The following is a 17,053-nucleotide window of genomic DNA, read 5'->3' on the forward strand; positions in this document are numbered from 1 at the left end:
AGACTAGGCCGTGCGGGGCGCTCGCCTGAAGCCGGTATCCGCCCTCGCACGGGTGTGCGCAGGCCAGGGGCCGGAGTGCGTCTACCCGTCAGGGAGACGATGTCACCCGATGTTCACTCCGGCCCCGGCCGCGGTGCGCGTCAACGCGCGGGCAATCAGTCCATCCGGCGCGGGGCGCCGAGGACCTGCGACTCGGCGTCGCCGGGGTTGGTCATCACGTACTGGCGGCGCATCCGGGTGGCCCAGAGGGTCACGTTGTCGGGGACGGTCGGCAGGTAGGACAGGTCCTCGGGGCCCAGCGACAGGATCCGGCCGATCACCTCGGCCTCCTGCGGCGAGATCCGCTGCACGCCGACCAGGTCGGCGGCGTTGAGCACCCGGGTGGCGTTCGGGCCGAGGTACGGCATCAGGGTCAGCGTGGTCTGCCACGGCGCGGCGGAGAGCCGGCTGCGGGACGGCCGGGCGCCGAGGTCGCGGACCACCAGCACCGGGGAGGCCACCGAGGCGCCCTGGGCGCCGAGTCGGCCGACCTGGTGGACGGTCACGCAGGGCTGGCCGCCACCGGCGGCCTGCGCCATCGGGGCCCACGCCTGCGGACGGCCGGTCTCCACGGCCACCCGGGCACCGATCGCGGCCGCCCGGAGCGCCAGGATCTGCGCGGTCCACAGGCCGCCGACCAGGACCACCTCGTACGCGGTCGGCCGGAACAGGCCGATCACGGCGGGCTGCTGGTGCTGGTCGGTGCCGATCAGGACGCCGTCGTCGCCGACCGGGAAGGACAGCGCGCCGAGGTCCTCGACGGTCAGGACGTGCTTCTCGCGGTGCGGTCCGCGCAGGCCGAAGCCGGGACGGATGCGCGGGGCCGGGCCCGTCTCGACGGGCTGCGGGGCCTGGCCGCCGTAGGTCTGGTAGGCCATCAGGAGGTCCCTCCCAGGGGCAGCGTCGCGAGCAGACCGGGCGTCTGCTCCAGGTCGAGGCTGGTCAGATGAGTGCCGGACTGCTGGGCCCGCTGCTCGACCATCCGGCCGACCTGGGCGACCTCGCTCTCGTTGCGTCCGGTGAGCCGCACGTGGCCGCTGATCGCGGTCGCGCCGCCGAAGCCGCGGCTCGCGGTCAGGCTGAAGGTGGAGGTGAAGGCGGGGGTGCCGGTGAGCTGGTTGATCAGCTCGGGCGCGGAGATCCGGCCGCCGCTCTCGCCCGGGCGGACCAGCTGGGGCCACTTGGAGATCCAGTAGGTGGCGTGCCAGCGGTCGTCGATCCGGCAGAACTTGGTCGACTCCTGGCTGCGGCGCACCACGGTGCGGCTGCTGCTGCCCTGGCGGCCGGCGACCGCCATCGGGTTGGCGCAGACCGAGATGGCGAGGGCGGAGATCAGCTCGCGCTCGTCCAGGACGGTCGCGGTGAAGCCGGCGCCGTTCAGCCGGCCGGCCAGCTGGTCGGTGACCCGCTGGAGGGCCTTGCGGGCGCCCTCCTCGCCGCCGCCGCGGGCCAGCACGGCGGTCGCGCTGGCCTCGGGGTTCAGCTTGAGGGCGACCCAGGTGAGCCGCAGACCAGGGGTGTTCACGCCGCCGGGCAGCTGCTGGTAGGCGCGGTAGGCCAGGGCCGGCTCCGGCAGGTGCGGCGCGGGAGCAGGCTGGGTGTGCTGGATCAGCTGCACCGACTCCAGCGTGATGTCGTCCACCTGGAGGGCCGAGCAGATCACGTCGAGCGGGACCGAGGCCCGGTTGGGCCGCAGCGGCTGGTCCTTGGCCTGCACCAGCAGCACCGAGGTGAGGAAGGTGCCGTCGCCGACCATGCCGGTCTCCCGGCGCAGCGGACGGCCGTCCCCGAGGTCGGTCTCGGTGACGTGGGTGTACGTGCGCAGCGCCGGCTCGAGCTCGAGCACCGGGGCCAGCGCCGGGTCGGTGCCGGGCGGCGGCACGTTGAACTTGGCCTGCTTGCGCCGGGCGTTGAAGGTCGCGCGGACACCGAACGCCTCGCCGGCGGTCCGGCCGCCCAGGCGCAGCAGCGCCACCACGACCAGCACCACGGCGGGCACCGCGAAGACGCCCGCCATCATCGGATTGATCGCCCAGCCGACCGCGACCAGGGCGGCGGCGACCTCGAGCTGCACCAGCTGCTGCAGTTGGAGGCGACGGCCCAACAGGCCCGGACGGGGCATCACCTTCACTGTCACCGGGCCGGTTGCCGCCGTCTGCGCGGGGCGGGCGGCGCGCCGTCCCCCGCGGCCCTCCGGCCGCCGGCCCTGTGGTGTGCGGCGTTGCGCTGGAGCGGACTGGCTTGACATCCCCCGTATGGCCCTCTCTGCTCTGTTCCCACGGCCCGGTTGGCCGGTCGGCGAACCGTACCCGTACCGTACATACCGTCTGCTGCCGCATCGTAGAGGGTTGACTGCCGCCCTCGCCCGCCGGGTGGCAGACTCACGCACTGCGGAAGCGCGTTGACGCCCGCACAGATGGTCGGTCACACAGGGGAGACGGGGACGAGCATGGCATCACGCCGGGACGAGCTGAACGCCTACACCTTCGCGCGCAAGCGCATGGTCGGGGCCTTCCTCCAGCCCAGCGGAGGAGGGAACGACGAGGACGCCCCCCGTCCGGTCCGTGCCGTGCTGCCCAGCATCGTGGTGGGTGCCGTCATCGTGGCGGGCTTCGGCATGTGGGGTGTCATCAAGCCCGCGGCGCCGCTGCACTGGGACGAGGGCAAGAACATCATCCAGGGCAAGACGTCCACCACCCGCTACGTGCTGCTGCCGGAGGGCGAGGGCGCCAACCGGCACATGGTGCTGCACCAGGTGCTCAACATGTCCTCGGCGCGGCTGGTGCTCCCGGCCGGCGCGCAGGTGATGATCGTCGCCGACGACGTGCTGGACAAGTACAAGTGGCGCGGCGCCACCATCGGCATCCCGTACGCCCCGGACAAGCTGCCCAAGGACACCGACGCCGGGCAGACCAAGACCTGGTCGGTCTGCGACCGGCTGACCGCCGACGCCAACACCCAGGCCGCCGTCAACCAGGCGGTGTTCGTGGCGGCCGGCGACGAGCAGAAGACCCTGGCCGACCCCAAGCGGAGGGTGGGTGACGGGCAGTCGCTGTTCGTCATGGGACCGAACACGGGCAACCCCCCGGACAACCCCAGCAAGTTCCTGGTGGACGGCAACGGCGTGCGGCACGCGGTGGGCACGGACGGCAGCAAGGACACCAAGAGCTCGCTGGAGCGGGCGCTGTTCGGCGACGGTGCGCAGGCGCAGCAGGTGACCGCCAACTGGCTGGAGACGCTCGTCAACGGCAGCGCGATCACCTTCCCGACCATTCCGGGATTCGACCCCGCCAAGCAGGTCGCCTCCAGCCTCACCCAGATCTCCAAGCCGGAGGACCGCAAGGTCGGCCGCCTGCTGTCGTTCCAGAAGTCGGCCTACTACGTGGTCGGTGTGGACCGGCTGTTCCAGGTCACGCCCTTCCAGGCCGAGCTGATCCGCCTGGACCCCGCGCTCAAGCTGGTGTACGGCGGCTCCTCGCCGACCTTCGCGGACATGTCGCCGGCCGACCGCGACGCGCTGCAGAGCAAGATCGACCCCGCCGGGATGGCCGCCGCGAAGGACCTGCCGACCGACAAGGCGCCGGCCATCAACATCGGCAAGGACGCCCGCAACGTGATCTGCTCCAGCTTCGACGGCATGGACAACAAGACCATCAAGCGCTCGGTGTGGGCCGGCACCGAGTACCCGGCGACCTTCTCGTCCGGCTCGGCCAGCGCCCATGTGACGCCCGGCCACGGCGTGCTGTACCGCGCGTTCGACGGTGACAACCCCCAGGACAGCTCCGGCAGCGACTTCCTGATCACCGAGACCGGCCTGCGCTACTCGCTGCCGGCCAACAACGACGGTGGTCAGGGCGGCGCCTCGCCCACCGCCCCGGCCGCGCCGGACCAGGCGCCGGGGGACAAGAAGGAGGCCAACGAGTCCCAGGCCCGGCTCGGCTACAAGTCGGTGGCGCCGGTCATGGTTCCGGGCCCCTGGTCGCGCCTGGTGCCGGCCGGTCCGGTGCTCGACACCAACACCGCAGTTCAGGCGCAGAACGCCTGACGTATCGTCAGAAGTCCGCAGCGGGGCCGAGTGTCATGGTCTGGTAACTACCCGCAACCCGGTGTTGGGCACTCGGCAGTTGACGGATACAGTGGCTCAGGACCCACACCGTGGTGTCCGGACGGGTGGTCAGAACCACGGCCACCCCGACGAAGTCTGTCTCATGGGGGACGGTGGATCATGTCTGGTCAGTTCACGACTACCGCTGAAGAAATGAATGCCTTCGCCAACCGCATCGGCGAGGTGAACGCGCAGGTTCAGCAGGAGATCGGTCGACTGAACAACCTGGTCAGTGAGATTGCTGTCGGCTGGAAGGGTGCGGCTGCGACCGCGTACCAGCAGATGCAGGAGCGTTTCAACAAGGACGCTCAGGACCTGAACAAGGTGCTCGACGAGATCAAGCAGGCCATCGAGGCCACGACCAAGGCCTACCAGCAGACCGAAGAGGACCAGCGTTCCTCGGTCGGCGGCATCGGCGCCTAAGTCCCTGGGCCCAGCCCGGAGCTTGAATCTGCGGTTCATTGAGAACCGTTCGACTTCCATCGACAAGGAGACACCGTGTCCGACGGCAACATTCTCGTTAATTTCCAGACGATCCAGAACGCGAGCAGCGAGGTTCGTCAGACCGCCGCGCGCATCCAGTCGCAGCTGGACGACCTGAAGTCCGGCGTGCAGCGCATCGCGCAGTCCTGGGCCGGTTCGGCGCAGGAGGGCTACCAGGCCCGCCAGCGCGAGTGGGACACCAAGGCGGCCGACCTGCAGCAGGTGCTCGGCCAGATCGCCTCTGCGCTGGAGAACGCCGCGCAGAGCTACCAGGACACCGAGCGTTCCAACGCGAACGTCTGGGGTGCCTGATCCCGGTCTAGGGATCTCAGCACAGCGCTGAAGCGGGGCGGGCGTCCGGACGGGCGCCCGCCCTCGCGCATGGCGCCACGGGGGCAGGAACAACGGGTGGATCAGAGGGGTAGACAGGTGTCGTTGGGGACGTACCGAAGGGCAGCCGCCGTCCTGGTCGTGCTGGGGGTGGTCGGGGGCACCGCGGCCGTCCCGGCGTACGCGGCCGACCCCTCGGGCGGCACGCACTGGTCGCCGATCTCGATCGCCGCGGCCGGTGAGTGCACCTTCCCGGCCGCGCCGGTACAGAGCAGGCCGTGGGCGCTGCAGCGGGTGCTGCTGAACGAGCTGTGGGCGAGCGGCACCGGCATCGACGTCAGCACCAAGGCCCCGGTCAAGGTCGCGGTGATCGACACCGGGGTGGACAACAGCAACCCGCAGCTGTCCGGTCCCGGCAAGGTGATCGACGGCGGCACGCTGCTCACCGACAAGCAGACCGGCAAGCCGGTCGACGGCAGCGGTGTCACCGACACCGTCGGCCACGGCACCAAGGTGGCCGGCATCATCGCCGCCCGGCCGATGCCCGGGGTGACCGGGTTCGTCGGGCTGGCTCCGGACGCGGTGATCTACTCGGTCCGGCAGAACGACAGCGAGGGCAACGGCGACGTCGGCACGCTGATCAAGGCGATCGACCTGGCGGTGGCCGCCGGCGTCCAGGTGATCAACATCTCGCAGGACGTCCGGTCCGACAGCGAGGACGGCAAGTTCAACCAGAAGGACGACCTGCAGAAGGCGCTGCAGCGCGCCGAGGACAAGCAGATCGTGGTGGTCGCCTCGTCCGGCAACGACGGGCACGAGGGCGACACCTTCCCGGCCGCCTTCGAGACCGTGCTGGCGGTCGGCGCCTCGGACCGCAACAACGAGCGCGCACCGTTCTCGCAGTACGGCGACTTCGTGGACGTCGCCGCCCCGGGTGTGGACATGCTCTCCACCGTCCCCAAGGGCGGCCAGTGCGTCGACAACGGCACCAGCTTCTCCTCGCCGTACGTGGCGGGGCTGGCGGCGCTGCTCAAGGGCATGTACCCGAAGTGGTCGGCGGCGCAGATCCGGGCCCGGATCGAGCAGACCGCGCAGCGTACCCAGCGCGGTCGCAACAAGTTCATCGGCTGGGGCGTGGTCGATCCGGTGAAGGCCGTCCAGGCCACCGGCAACCAGCCGGACAAGCCGCACGAGGACGCCCCGGTGAAGCTGGACACCGTCCCGATCGTCGCCCAGCCGCTCGGCCTCGCCGAGACCCAGGCCGACCGGGACCGCCGCACCGGCACCTACGTCCTCGGCGTGGGCGGCCTGACGGTCGCCGCGCTGGCCGGCGGCGCGGTGGTACTGCGCGACCACCGGCGGCGCCGCCGCGACCACGTCTGACGGCGTTCTTGGAACGCGGAACGGCCCACCGGAGAGTCTCCGGTGGGCCGTTCGCCGTTCGGGCGGCTCGGCGGCTCAGTCGAGCTGCTCGTCCTCGGGGAGGGTGATGACCCAGCGGGTCTCCTGGCGGGGACGGAGGTAGAACACCCAGTAGAGGCTGGCCAGGACCGTGATGGCGCCGGTCCACACCAGGGCGGTGACATCCAGCTGGGTCAGCGTGTAGGCGAGCACCACGATCACCAGGACCGGCAGCGCGGGCCACAGCGGCTGGCGCCAGGCCGGGGCGTCCTTGTGGTGCTTGCGGCGGGAGAACAGCGCGGCCACCGCGACCAGCAGGTAGAGGGCGGCGACGGCGACACCGGTGATGTTGGTCAGCAGGTCCTGCGGGACGAAGCAGAGGGCGGCACCGGGGATGCCGACCGCGAGGGTGGAGATCCACGGGGCGCTGAACTTGTTGAGGGTGCCGAAGGCCTTGTTCACGCTGTCCGGCCAGGCGCGGTCGCGGCCGGAGGCGAACAGCACGCGGGAGTTCTGGATCACCATCACGATGCCGGCGTTGATGATGGCCAGCGCGATGCAGAGGCTGATGAAGGTGCCGACGCCGGAGCCCGCCCAGCCGGTGACCAGGCCGGAGATGTCGCCGCCGGTCAGGGTGGCGAGGTCCGGGGCGCCGACGGTGATGGCGATGACCGGGACGGTGATGATGGCGACCGAGAGCGCCAGCGTCCACAGCACGGTGCGGGCGACGTTCTTGCGCGGGTTCTCCAGCTCCTCGGAGAGGTAGATGGCGGTGGAGAAGCCCTGGGTGACGAAGAGCGCGGTGCCCATCGCGGCCAGGACGGCGGCGAAGCCGACCGAGGAGGTGCCCGAGGTGTCCGCGGTCACGCCGTGCAGCAGGCTGTCCAGGCCGCGCTGGCCGTTGGCGAAGCCGAGGAAGGAGACCACGGCGCAGGCGATGACCTCGAGGACCAGGAAGATGCCGGTGATCCAGGCGTTGGCCCGCAGGTCGAGCAGACCGGCGATGGTGGCGGCGATCATCACGGCGGCGCCGGCCACAGCCGGGTTGATCTTGAACACCGGGGCGAGGTAGTCGGCGGTGCCCATCGCGATGATCGAGGGCACGATCATCACCACGATCAGCGACTGGATAAAGACCAGCCAGCCGGCGAAGCGGCCGGCCAGGGTGCCGACCATGGCGTACTCGCCGCCGGCGCTGGGGATGAGGGTGCCCAGCTCGGAGTAGCAGAACGCGACCGCGATGCAGATGACCGAGCCGATCGCGATGGCCATCGCGGTGTAGGTGCCCAGCGCGTTGAACAGGTCCGGCACGATCACGAAGAGCGAGGAGGCCGGCGTGACGCACGACAGTGTGAGCAGGGTTCCGCCCACGACGCCGATCGAACGGGAGAGCTTCTTGGGGGAGTCCGCAGCTGACGCGCCGCCCTCCGGGGCGGCGGAGTGCTGTGGCTGAAGCGTGTCGGTCATGAGGCTTCCGATCGGCTGAGCGGTGTGGGGATGGGAGCGGTATCGCCTCCGAAGAGCTGGTCGGGCGTCCTGTTCTCGTCGCTCCCGGTTGGCCAGGTTGCCCGTACGGATTGCCTCCGTCAACGCGGGAATCGCTACGGAATCCGTTGCGTAAGACGGCATATCCATGCGGGCGGCGGCCGAGCGCAGATGTGCCCCATGTGGTTGACGCAGGCAAACTGCACATGAATCAAAGATGAACCGATCAGCTCACCTTCGATCCGAAGGTGGTCGCACGGCGTGGCCATACGGTCTGGTGAAAGCCGGACCAACGCCCGCGAAGCTACGGGAATCGCAGCTCGACGGCAGAAAACCGAAGATAACGTTCTGGCACATTCCGGGGCCCGAGATGCCACGAGGGCCGGGTTCGTCGGAACCCGGCCCTCGTCCTTACAACCTGTGACTTGCCATCCGGCTACGGCGTGGGCAGCCAGCCGGTCTGGACCGTCTGGCCCGCCGCGATCCGGCGCGAGACGAAGACGCCTCGACCCGGCGGCAGCGGCTGCGGCTTGACCGTGCCGAGCAGCGCGCCCTCGTTCTTGTCGCCGGAGAGCAGGATGCCCTGGCCGCCGAGCTCGCGCATGCGCTGCATGACCGGCTCGAACAGCGAGCGGCCGGCACCACCGGAGTTGCGCGCGATGACGATGCGCAGACCGATGTCGCGGGCGAACGGCAGGAACTCGGCGAGCGGCGCCATCGGGTTGCCCGACTGGGTCGCCACCAGCTCGTAGTCGTCGACCACGACGAACATGTCCTTGCCGCTGTACCAGCTGCGGTTGCGCAGCTGCTCCGGGGTGACGTCCGGACCGGGCAGGCGCCGCGAGCAGGCGCCGCGCAGCATCTCCACGATCTGGGACATCGCCGGCGCCGCCGCCGCGTACTCCACCAGGTACTCCGGCGGCACCACGCCCAGCAGCGAGCGGCGGAAGTCGCCGACCACGATGCCGGCCTGGTCCGGGGTGTACCGCTCGGTGATCTGCTTGATCAGCATCCGCAGCATCGCCGACTTGCCGGACTCGCTCTCGCCGAAGACGACGAACAGCGGGTCGGTCTCGAAGTTGACGAAGACCGGGGCCAGCTCGACCTCGTCGACACCGAAGGCGACACCCAGCTCGGGGTGCTCGAAGCCCTTGGGCAGCGACTGGCCGTCCAGGACGGCCGGCAGCATGCGGACCTGCGGGGCGCGCGGCCCGGTCCAGGCCGCGTTGATCTGCGCGACCAGGTCGGTGACGCCGTCCACCAGGTCCTCGGTGGTGGAGGCGCCGTCCAGACGCGGCAGGCCGGACAGGAAGTGCAGCTTGCCGGTGGTCAGACCGCGGCCGGGCACCGGCGGCACGTTGACCGCGACCTTGCGGTCGATCTCGGACTCCATCGAGTCACCGAGCTTGAGCTCGACGCGGTTCTGCAGCAGGTCCTTCAGCGCCGGGCGGACCTCGGCGTAGCGGGCCGCCGTGACGATCACGTGGACGCCGTAGCCGAGACCGCGCTGGGCGATGTCGGCGATGACCGGCTCCAGGACCTCGAACTCCTGCTTGAAGGTCAGCCAGCCGTCGATGAGGAGGAAGACGTCGCCGAACTGCTCGTCCGGCAGCTGACCGGCCGCCCGGCGGGTGCGGTACGTGGTGATGGTGTCGATCCCGGCCGCGCGGAACAGCTCCTCACGGCGGTTGAGCACGCCGTGCACCTCGCTGATCATGCGGCGGACCTTCTCGACGTCCAGACGTCCGGCCACCCCGCCGACGTGCGGCAGGTCGGCCAGCGAGCCGAAGCCGCCGCCGCCGAAGTCGAGCAGGTAGAACTGCGTCTCCACCGGGGTGTGGGTGACCGCGAAGCCGGCCACCATGGTGCGCACCAGGGTGGACTTGCCGGACCGCGGACCACCGACGATCAGACCGTGACCGGCGGCGCCGGAGTAGTCCAGCTCCATGATGTCGCGGCGCTGGTCGCGCGGCTTGTCGACGATGCCGACCGGCACCACCAGGCCGCCGTTCTTGCCGTGCGGCGAGGTGAGGCCGCGGTCCGCGGTCACCTGCAGCGGCGGCACCAGCTGGTCGATGCTGGGCGCGGCCTCCAGCGGCGGCAGCCACACCTGGTGGGCCGGCGGGCCCTGGCCGATCATGCGCTGCACGAAGACGTCCAGCATGGTGTCGAGCAGCGAGTCGTCGATCTCGGGCGCCTCCTCCACGACCTCCTCGATCACCGGCTCGATGACCGGCACCTCGGAGGCGGTGAACAGGACGGGCTGCACGGTGACGGTCCGCCCGCCGATCGCCCGCTGCTGGCCCGGCGGCCGGTACGGACCGGACACGTACGCGGCCCGGAACCGCTCCATCACGTCGGAGCCGAACTTCAGGTAGCCGACACCCGGGATGGGCGGCAGGTGGTACGCGTCCGGGACGCCGATCGCGGCGCGCGACTCGGCGGCCGAGAAGGTGCGCAGACCCAGGCGGTAGGAGAGGAAGGTGTCCAGACCGCGGAGCTTGCCCTCCTCCAGGCGCTGCGAGGCGAGCAGCATGTGCATACCGAGCGAACGGCCGATGCGGCCGATCTGGATGAACAGGTCGATGAAGTCCGGCTTCGCGGTGAGCAGCTCGGAGAACTCGTCGATGATCATCAGCAGCGAGGGCAGCGGGTCCAGCGCGGCACCGGCCGCACGCGCCCGCTCGTACTCGTTGATGTTGGCGTAGTTGCCCGCCGCGCGGAGCAGCTCCTGCCGGCGGTTCATCTCGCCCTCGATCGCGTCGCGCATGCGGTCGATCAGGGTGGCTTCGCCCTCGAGGTTGGTGATCACGGCCGCGGTGTGCGGCATCTCCGCCATACCGGCGAAGGTGGCACCACCCTTGAAGTCGGCGAGGACCAGGTTGAGCACCTCGGACGAGTGGGTGACCGCCAGCGCCAGCACGATGGTGCGCAGCACCTCGGACTTGCCGGAACCGGTGGCGCCGACGCACATGCCGTGCGGGCCCATGCCCTGCAGCGAGGCTTCCTTGATGTCCAGCCAGACGTACTCGCCGTTCTGGCCGACACCCAGCGGTACCTTGAGCTTCTCGGCGATCGGCTTCGGCCGCCAGTGCCGGGCCGGGTCGAACGAGCCCGGGTCGCCGGTGTGCATCATCTCGGTGAAGTCCATCGAGACCAGCGACGGGTCGCCGTCGTCCCCGCCGGCCGAGGCGCGGAACGGGGCGAGCTGGCGGGCCAGCGCCTCCGACTGCCAGCCGGAGAGCGTGTCCGGCTTGCCGGGGTAGGACGCGCCGGACGCGGCCTCCAGCAGCAGCTCGTTCTTGCCGACGGTGACCACCAGGTGGCCGTTGGGCTCGTCCAGGTCACCCGGGACGACCTCGATCACGGTCACGCCCTGGACGCCCTCCGCGCCGGCCAGCAGCGAGTCGTGCGGGACGCCCGCACCATCCATGATCACCACGATGTGCGGCTGGTCCGGGGTGGGGACCGAGTCGCGGGAGAAGCCCTTGCGGCCGGCCAGCTCGTTGGCCAGCAGCTCCTCCAGATCTCCGAGTTCGGTGGCGATGAGGCGGCGGCTGCCCGCGCCGTCGTTCTCCTTGCGGTGCTGGGTGTGCGGCAGCCACTTGGCCCACTCCCACTCGTCCACCGCACCCGGCGCGGCGGCCACCGCGATCATCAGGTCCTCGGGCGAATGCAGGGTGGCCAGCTGGGCGAGCATCGCCCGCACATTGCCGTACACCGAGTCCGGGTCGCCGCAGACCGTGATGTGGTAGAAGGCGCGCAGCGAGACCGCCAGCGGCAGGTCCTGCAGCGTGCCATGGGTCTTGATGAAGGTGCCCATCGCCTCGGCGCAGAGCGGCTCCAGCTCGTCCATCGGAGCGGTCTGCGGCGCCACCAGCGGGGTGGACAGCTGCAGCGGGCCCTGGCCCACCCGGATCTGGGCGAAGTCCGGGTCGGACGGGCGGCGCTCCCACAGCCGGCGGCCCTCGGCCACGATCGACCACAGCTGGTCCGGCTCCGGGTGGGTGAACAGCAGCGCCCCGCGCTGGCGTTCGGCCGTGCGGCGGACCTCACGGCGCTTCTGCTGCAGGTACTTCAGGTAGTCCCGGCGCTCGTCCGCCGTACCGGCGCTGCCGCCCTTGCGGGCCCGGACGATCTGCGCCACCGCCATCGCGGCAGTGGACGCGACCATCAGCACACCCATCATCTTCATCGGACCCTGGGCACCAGGGGAGAAGAAGAAGGCCGCGGACCCGCCCATGCCGAGCAGCGGCAGCAGGGACATCATCCAGTCCTCGCTGCCCGAGCGAGGCAGCTCCGGCGGCGGCACCAACTCCACCGGCTGGTCCGGCACCGGGGGCGGGTACGCCCGGGGTGGACGTTTGACCGTCACGACACTCATGCTTGCCCTCACGCATCTGGATACGTACGGGTGAGGGCGCCCCGTGTGATGACGCCGCCCCCGCTCCGCCGACCGCAGGCGCGGGGAGCCGTCGCATCGTGCCGCCCCCGTTACGCCTTGCGCAGGGGCAGATCCTACTGCGCACGGTCGGCCGTGCACCCACGGGGGCGGTGGCGAACCCGCCTTGGCTGTCGTGTGCACCGGGACGGTAGGGTAACGCCGCGCCAACTCTCGGTCGGACCGTGTCAGTTCCGGTCCGGTCCGGGCAGCGGGGTTCCAACGGGTCGCAAGCTGACCCATCGACAACAGCAACGAGGGGGAGAGGGCCGGTGAGCAACAACGCAACGACCGGTTTCTGCCGGGTCACCGTGGTGGCTCCGGACAGCCGGATCGACGTCGCCCTGCCGGAGGACGTCCCACTCGCGGACATCTACCCCGAGGTCCTGCGACTCACCGGACAGACCCAGGTCGACGGCACGCCCACCGGGTTCCACCTGGTGCGGCGCGACGGCACGGTGCTCGACAGCGGACTGCCGCTGGTCGCCCAACAGGTCCGCGACGGCGACCTGCTGAGCCTGCGTCCGTTCGCCGAGTCGCTGCCGCCCGCGGTGTACGACGACGTGGCCGACGCGATCGCCTCCGCGGTCGAGGCCGACCGCCGGTTCTGGAGCGCCGACCTGATGCGCTCCTTCGGCCTGATCGGCGCCGCGGTCCTGCTGGTGCTGCTCGGCTTCGCGCTCTGGTTCTCGGACCTGCGGCACGACATGCACAGCCTGCCCGGCATCCTGTCCGGCGTGACCGCGATCGTCCTGGTCGCCTACGCCGGCGTGCGGGCCCGGGTCTACGACGACCACACCGCCGCCCTGGCCCTCGGCCTCGGCGCGCTGCCGCACACCCTGATCGCCGGCTCCGGCGTCATCCCGGTCGCCCACCTCGGCGACGGCCCCGGCCGGCTGCAGTTCCTGGTCGGCTGCGTCGCCGTCCTGGTCGTCTCGGTGCTGCTGGTCGGCCTGCTGCCGGAGAAGGACTCGGTCTTCGTCGCCGCCGCCTTCCTGGCCGCCGCCGGCACCCTGGCGACCTTCACGGCCGTCCTGATGCCGGGCACCTCCGCCACCAACATCGCCGCCGTCACCGGTGTCGGCGCGGTCGCCGCGATCGGCTTCCTGCCCGCCCTGTCCGCCCGCTTCGCCCGGCTGCCCGTCGGCTTCAGCGCCCCCGGCCAGACCCGTACCCGCGGCAGCAGCTACAGCGAGGAGACCGACCGCTCCGAGGTCGCCCAGTACGAGCGGATCGCCGCCCAGGCCCGCCGCGGCCACGAGGTGCTGGTCGGCCTGGTCGGCGGCTGCGCCGCGACCATCGTCGGCGCCTGCGCGGTGCTCGGCTTCAGCGACCGGTCGCTCGGCGAGCTGCTGGCGCTGGCGATCGGCCTGGCGACCATGCTGCGCGCCCGACTGTTCCGCTACACCGCCCAGGTCTTCGCGCTCACCATCGCGGGCCTGGTCGGCCTCGGGCTGCTGATCCTCGGCCTGTCGCTGAACACCCCGAAGTTCCTGCTGACCGCCGGCACCACCGCGGCCGACCTGCGGACGGTCTGGCTGGCCGCCTCGATCGCGCTCGGCGCCGCGGTGCTCACCGGCATCGCGCTGATCGTGCCGAAGCTCGGCGTCTCGCCGTTCTGGGGCCGCATCCTGGACATGGTCGACAGCCTGACGCTGATCGCCCTGGTGCCGCTGACCCTGGCGGTGCTCGACGTGTACGACCTGGTACGCGGCGTGGCCCCCTGATCCACCCTGGTACCCTTGGTCAGTCCGAGTTCTGTCAGATCCTGTGCCGTCTACCAGGGTCACTCGGCCAAACCCGAAGGAGATGCTGTGGCTCTCGCCGCTGACGTCAAGAAGCAGATCATCGCCGAGTTCGGCCAGAAGGAGGGCGACACCGGTTCCCCCGAGGTCCAGGTGGCCATGCTCTCCCGCCGTATCTCGGACCTGACCGAGCACCTCAAGTTCCACAAGCACGACCACCACTCGCGTCGTGGTCTGCTGATCCTGGTCGGTCAGCGCCGCCGGCTGCTGCAGTACCTGGCCAAGAAGGACATCGAGCGCTTCCGTACCCTGGTCGACCGCCTCGGCATCCGTCGCGGTGCCGCGGGTGGCGCCCGCTGAGACCGCACGTGGGGCGGCTCCCCTTCCCGGGGGAGCCGCCCTTCGGCGCATTCGCCCACCGGGCATTTCCAGCGCGGAGACGCGCGGCGTAATGCCGTGCTCGGTAGGGTGTGAATTTGTAAGGTAAAGGGCATGCCCGCCCTTGCGGGCCAGAAGGCTTCAAACGGAAGCCGCCCGCACCCGGGAGCGTCCACACGCGACCGCCGACCGGAAGGCCGAGAGGCGCCGGTCCTCGGTAGTGGCCGCCGGGAATCCCGTCAGGGGACGACCCGGAGGCTTCGATCGAAGACCGGCCCAGCTGCCCGGGCCACAGGTAGGCAAGCGCAGGGGCGCTCCGCGGGACACGTACGAAAGAGGAGATCTTCCAGGTGGAAGAGAACGTGTTCTACGCCGAGGCCGTCATCGACAACGGCAGCTTCGGCACCCGTACCATCCGCTTCGAGACCGGCCGCCTGGCCCGTCAGGCCGCCGGCTCCGCCGTGGCCTACCTGGACGACGACACCATGGTGCTGTCGGCCACCAGCGCCTCCAAGCAGCCGAAGGAGCACTTCGACTTCTTCCCGCTGACGGTGGACGTCGAGGAGCGGATGTACGCCGCGGGCCGGATCCCCGGCTCGTTCTTCCGTCGCGAGGGCCGGCCCTCCGAGGACGCGATCCTCACCTGCCGCCTGATCGACCGCCCGCTGCGCCCGTCCTTCGTCAAGGGCCTGCGCAACGAGATCCAGGTCGTCGTCACCGTGATGGCGCTCAACCCGGACCACCTGTACGACGTCGTGGCGATCAACGCCGCGTCCGCGTCCACCCAGCTGGCCGGCCTGCCGTTCTCCGGCCCGATCGGCGGCGTCCGCGTCGCGCTGATCAAGGGCCAGTGGGTGGCGTTCCCGACCCACTCCGAGCTCGAGGACGCCGTCTTCGACATGGTCGTGGCCGGCCGCGCGCTGCCGGACGGCGACGTCGCGATCATGATGGTCGAGGCCGAGGCCACCACCCAGACGATCAAGCTCGTCGAGGGCGGCGCCGAGGCGCCGACCGAGGAGGTTGTGGCCGCCGGCCTCGAGGCCGCCAAGCCGTTCATCAAGGTCCTCTGCGCCGCCCAGGCCCAGCTGGCCGCCCAGGCCGCCAAGCCGACCGGCGAGTTCCCGGTCTTCCTGGACTACCAGGACGACGTGCTCGCCGCCCTGACCACCGCGGTCAAGGACGAGCTGGCCCAGGCGCTCACCATCGCCGGCAAGCAGGAGCGCCAGAACGAGCTGGACCGCATCAAGGCGATCGCCGCCGACAAGCTGCTCCCGGAGTTCGAGGGCCGCGAGAAGGAGATCAGCGCCGCCTACAACGCGCTGACCAAGAAGATCGTCCGCGAGCGCGTCATCAAGGACAAGGTCCGCATCGACGGCCGCGGTGTCACCGACATCCGCACCCTGGCCGCCGAGGTCGAGGCCATCCCGCGCGTCCACGGCTCGGCCCTGTTCGAGCGCGGCGAGACCCAGATCCTGGGCGTCACCACGCTGAACATGCTGCGCATGGAGCAGCAGCTCGACACCCTCTCCCCGGAGACCCGTCGGCGCTACATGCACAACTACAACTTCCCGCCGTACTCGGTCGGCGAGACCGGCCGCGTCGGTTCGCCGAAGCGCCGCGAGATCGGCCACGGCGCGCTGGCCGAGCGGGCGATCCTGCCCGTGCTGCCGACCCGCGAGGAGTTCCCCTACGCGATCCGCCAGGTCTCCGAGGCGCTCGGCTCCAACGGCTCCACCTCGATGGGCTCGGTCTGCGCCTCCACCATGTCGCTGCTGAACGCCGGTGTGCCGCTGAAGGCCGCCGTCGCCGGTATCGCCATGGGCCTGATCTCCCAGGAGATCGACGGTGAGACCCACTACGTGACCCTCACCGACATCCTCGGCGCCGAGGACGCGTACGGCGACATGGACTTCAAGGTCGCCGGTACCCGCGGCTTCATCACCGCCCTCCAGCTGGACACCAAGCTGAACGGCATCCCGGCGTCGGTGCTGGCCGCCGCGCTGAAGCAGGCCAAGGACGCCCGCCTGCACATCCTCGACGTGATGAACGAGGCCATCGACACTCCGGACGAGATGTCGCAGTACGCCCCGCGCATCATCACGATCAAGATCCCGGTGGACAAGATCGGTGAGGTCATCGGCCCCAAGGGCAAGATGATCAACCAGATCCAGGAGGACACCGGCGCCGAGATCACGATCGAGGACGACGGCACCATCTACATCGGTGCCTCCGACGGTCCGGCCGCCGAGGCCGCCCGCACCACGATCAACCAGATCGCCAACCCGACCATGCCGGAGGTCGGCGAGCGCTACCTGGGCACCGTGGTGAAGACCACGACCTTCGGTGCGTTCGTGTCGCTGATGCCGGGCAAGGACGGTCTGCTGCACATCTCGCAGATCCGCAAGCTGGCCGGTGGCAAGCGCGTGGAGAACGTCGAGGACGTGCTCGCGGTCGGCGCCAAGGTGCAGGTCGAGATCGCCGAGATCGACCCGCGCGGCAAGCTGTCGCTCGTCCCGGTGATCGAGGGCGAGGAGAGCGGCGAGACCGCCGCCGAGTAATGCGCTGAGCGCACCGACAGGGGCGCGAGGAACTGCGCGACCAGCCCGGCATCCCGCCACGGCTGGTCGGGCGCGCAGTTCCTCGCGC

General features: G+C 70.5%; 11 protein-coding genes. 7 read left to right on the forward strand and 4 right to left on the reverse strand.

The window, feature by feature from the left end; translation table 11 throughout:
* Positions 1-155: 155 nt before the first annotated feature.
* Both FHR36_RS17195 and eccE read right to left on the reverse strand, forming a co-directional pair.
* On the reverse strand, positions 156-917 hold the full coding sequence (locus FHR36_RS17195) for a hypothetical protein (RefSeq protein ID WP_253798109.1): 762 nt from the start codon (positions 915-917) through the stop codon (positions 156-158).
* A complete protein-coding gene (eccE, locus tag FHR36_RS17200; protein ID WP_253798111.1) occupies positions 917-2,161 on the reverse strand; it encodes a type VII secretion protein EccE in 1,245 nt (414 codons plus the stop codon). The genes FHR36_RS17195 and eccE overlap by 1 nt, the downstream gene beginning before the upstream one ends.
* Before the next feature lie 327 nt (positions 2,162-2,488).
* Between eccE and eccB the strand changes: the two genes are divergently transcribed.
* From eccB to mycP, 4 genes are all read left to right on the forward strand, one after another.
* Positions 2,489-4,084, forward strand: a complete 1,596-nt coding sequence (gene eccB, locus FHR36_RS17205) for a type VII secretion protein EccB (RefSeq protein ID WP_253798113.1) — start codon at positions 2,489-2,491, stop codon at positions 4,082-4,084.
* 180 nt (positions 4,085-4,264) lie between these two features.
* Complete coding sequence (locus FHR36_RS17210; protein WP_253798114.1) at positions 4,265-4,567, forward strand: WXG100 family type VII secretion target; 303 nt, start codon at positions 4,265-4,267, stop codon at positions 4,565-4,567.
* Between the two features lie 75 nt (positions 4,568-4,642).
* Entirely contained in the window at positions 4,643-4,939 is a 297-nt protein-coding gene (locus FHR36_RS17215) for a WXG100 family type VII secretion target (protein ID WP_253798116.1), read from the forward strand.
* 117 nt (positions 4,940-5,056) lie between these two features.
* Positions 5,057-6,340: a type VII secretion-associated serine protease mycosin gene (gene mycP, locus FHR36_RS17220; protein WP_407660837.1), complete on the forward strand. Its 1,284-nt coding sequence runs from the start codon at positions 5,057-5,059 to the stop codon at positions 6,338-6,340.
* Between the two features lie 75 nt (positions 6,341-6,415).
* Here the strand turns inward: mycP and FHR36_RS17225 are convergent, their stop codons facing one another.
* Positions 6,416-7,825, reverse strand: coding sequence for an APC family permease (locus FHR36_RS17225; protein WP_253798120.1), 1,410 nt, complete (start codon positions 7,823-7,825; stop codon positions 6,416-6,418).
* Between the two features lie 454 nt (positions 7,826-8,279).
* Complete coding sequence (gene eccCa / locus FHR36_RS17230) at positions 8,280-12,227, reverse strand: type VII secretion protein EccCa (RefSeq protein ID WP_253798122.1); 3,948 nt, start codon at positions 12,225-12,227, stop codon at positions 8,280-8,282.
* Between the two features lie 329 nt (positions 12,228-12,556).
* Here eccCa and eccD point away from each other — a divergent pair, with 329 nt between their 5' ends.
* From eccD to FHR36_RS17245, 3 genes are all read left to right on the forward strand, one after another.
* The gene (eccD, locus tag FHR36_RS17235) at positions 12,557-14,011 is read left to right on the forward strand and encodes a type VII secretion integral membrane protein EccD (protein ID WP_253798124.1); all 1,455 of its coding nucleotides are present in this window, start codon (positions 12,557-12,559) and stop codon (positions 14,009-14,011) included.
* Positions 14,012-14,098: 87 nt separating this feature from the next.
* Complete coding sequence (rpsO, locus tag FHR36_RS17240) at positions 14,099-14,389, forward strand: 30S ribosomal protein S15 (protein WP_030462697.1); 291 nt, start codon at positions 14,099-14,101, stop codon at positions 14,387-14,389.
* A gap of 368 nt (positions 14,390-14,757) precedes the next feature.
* On the forward strand, positions 14,758-16,965 hold the full coding sequence (locus FHR36_RS17245; RefSeq protein WP_253798126.1) for a polyribonucleotide nucleotidyltransferase: 2,208 nt from the start codon (positions 14,758-14,760) through the stop codon (positions 16,963-16,965).
* The last annotated feature ends 88 nt before the right edge of the window (positions 16,966-17,053 follow it).

Source organism: Kitasatospora cinereorecta, from assembly GCF_024172095.1.
Lineage (GTDB): Bacteria > Actinomycetota > Actinomycetes > Streptomycetales > Streptomycetaceae > Kitasatospora > Kitasatospora cinereorecta.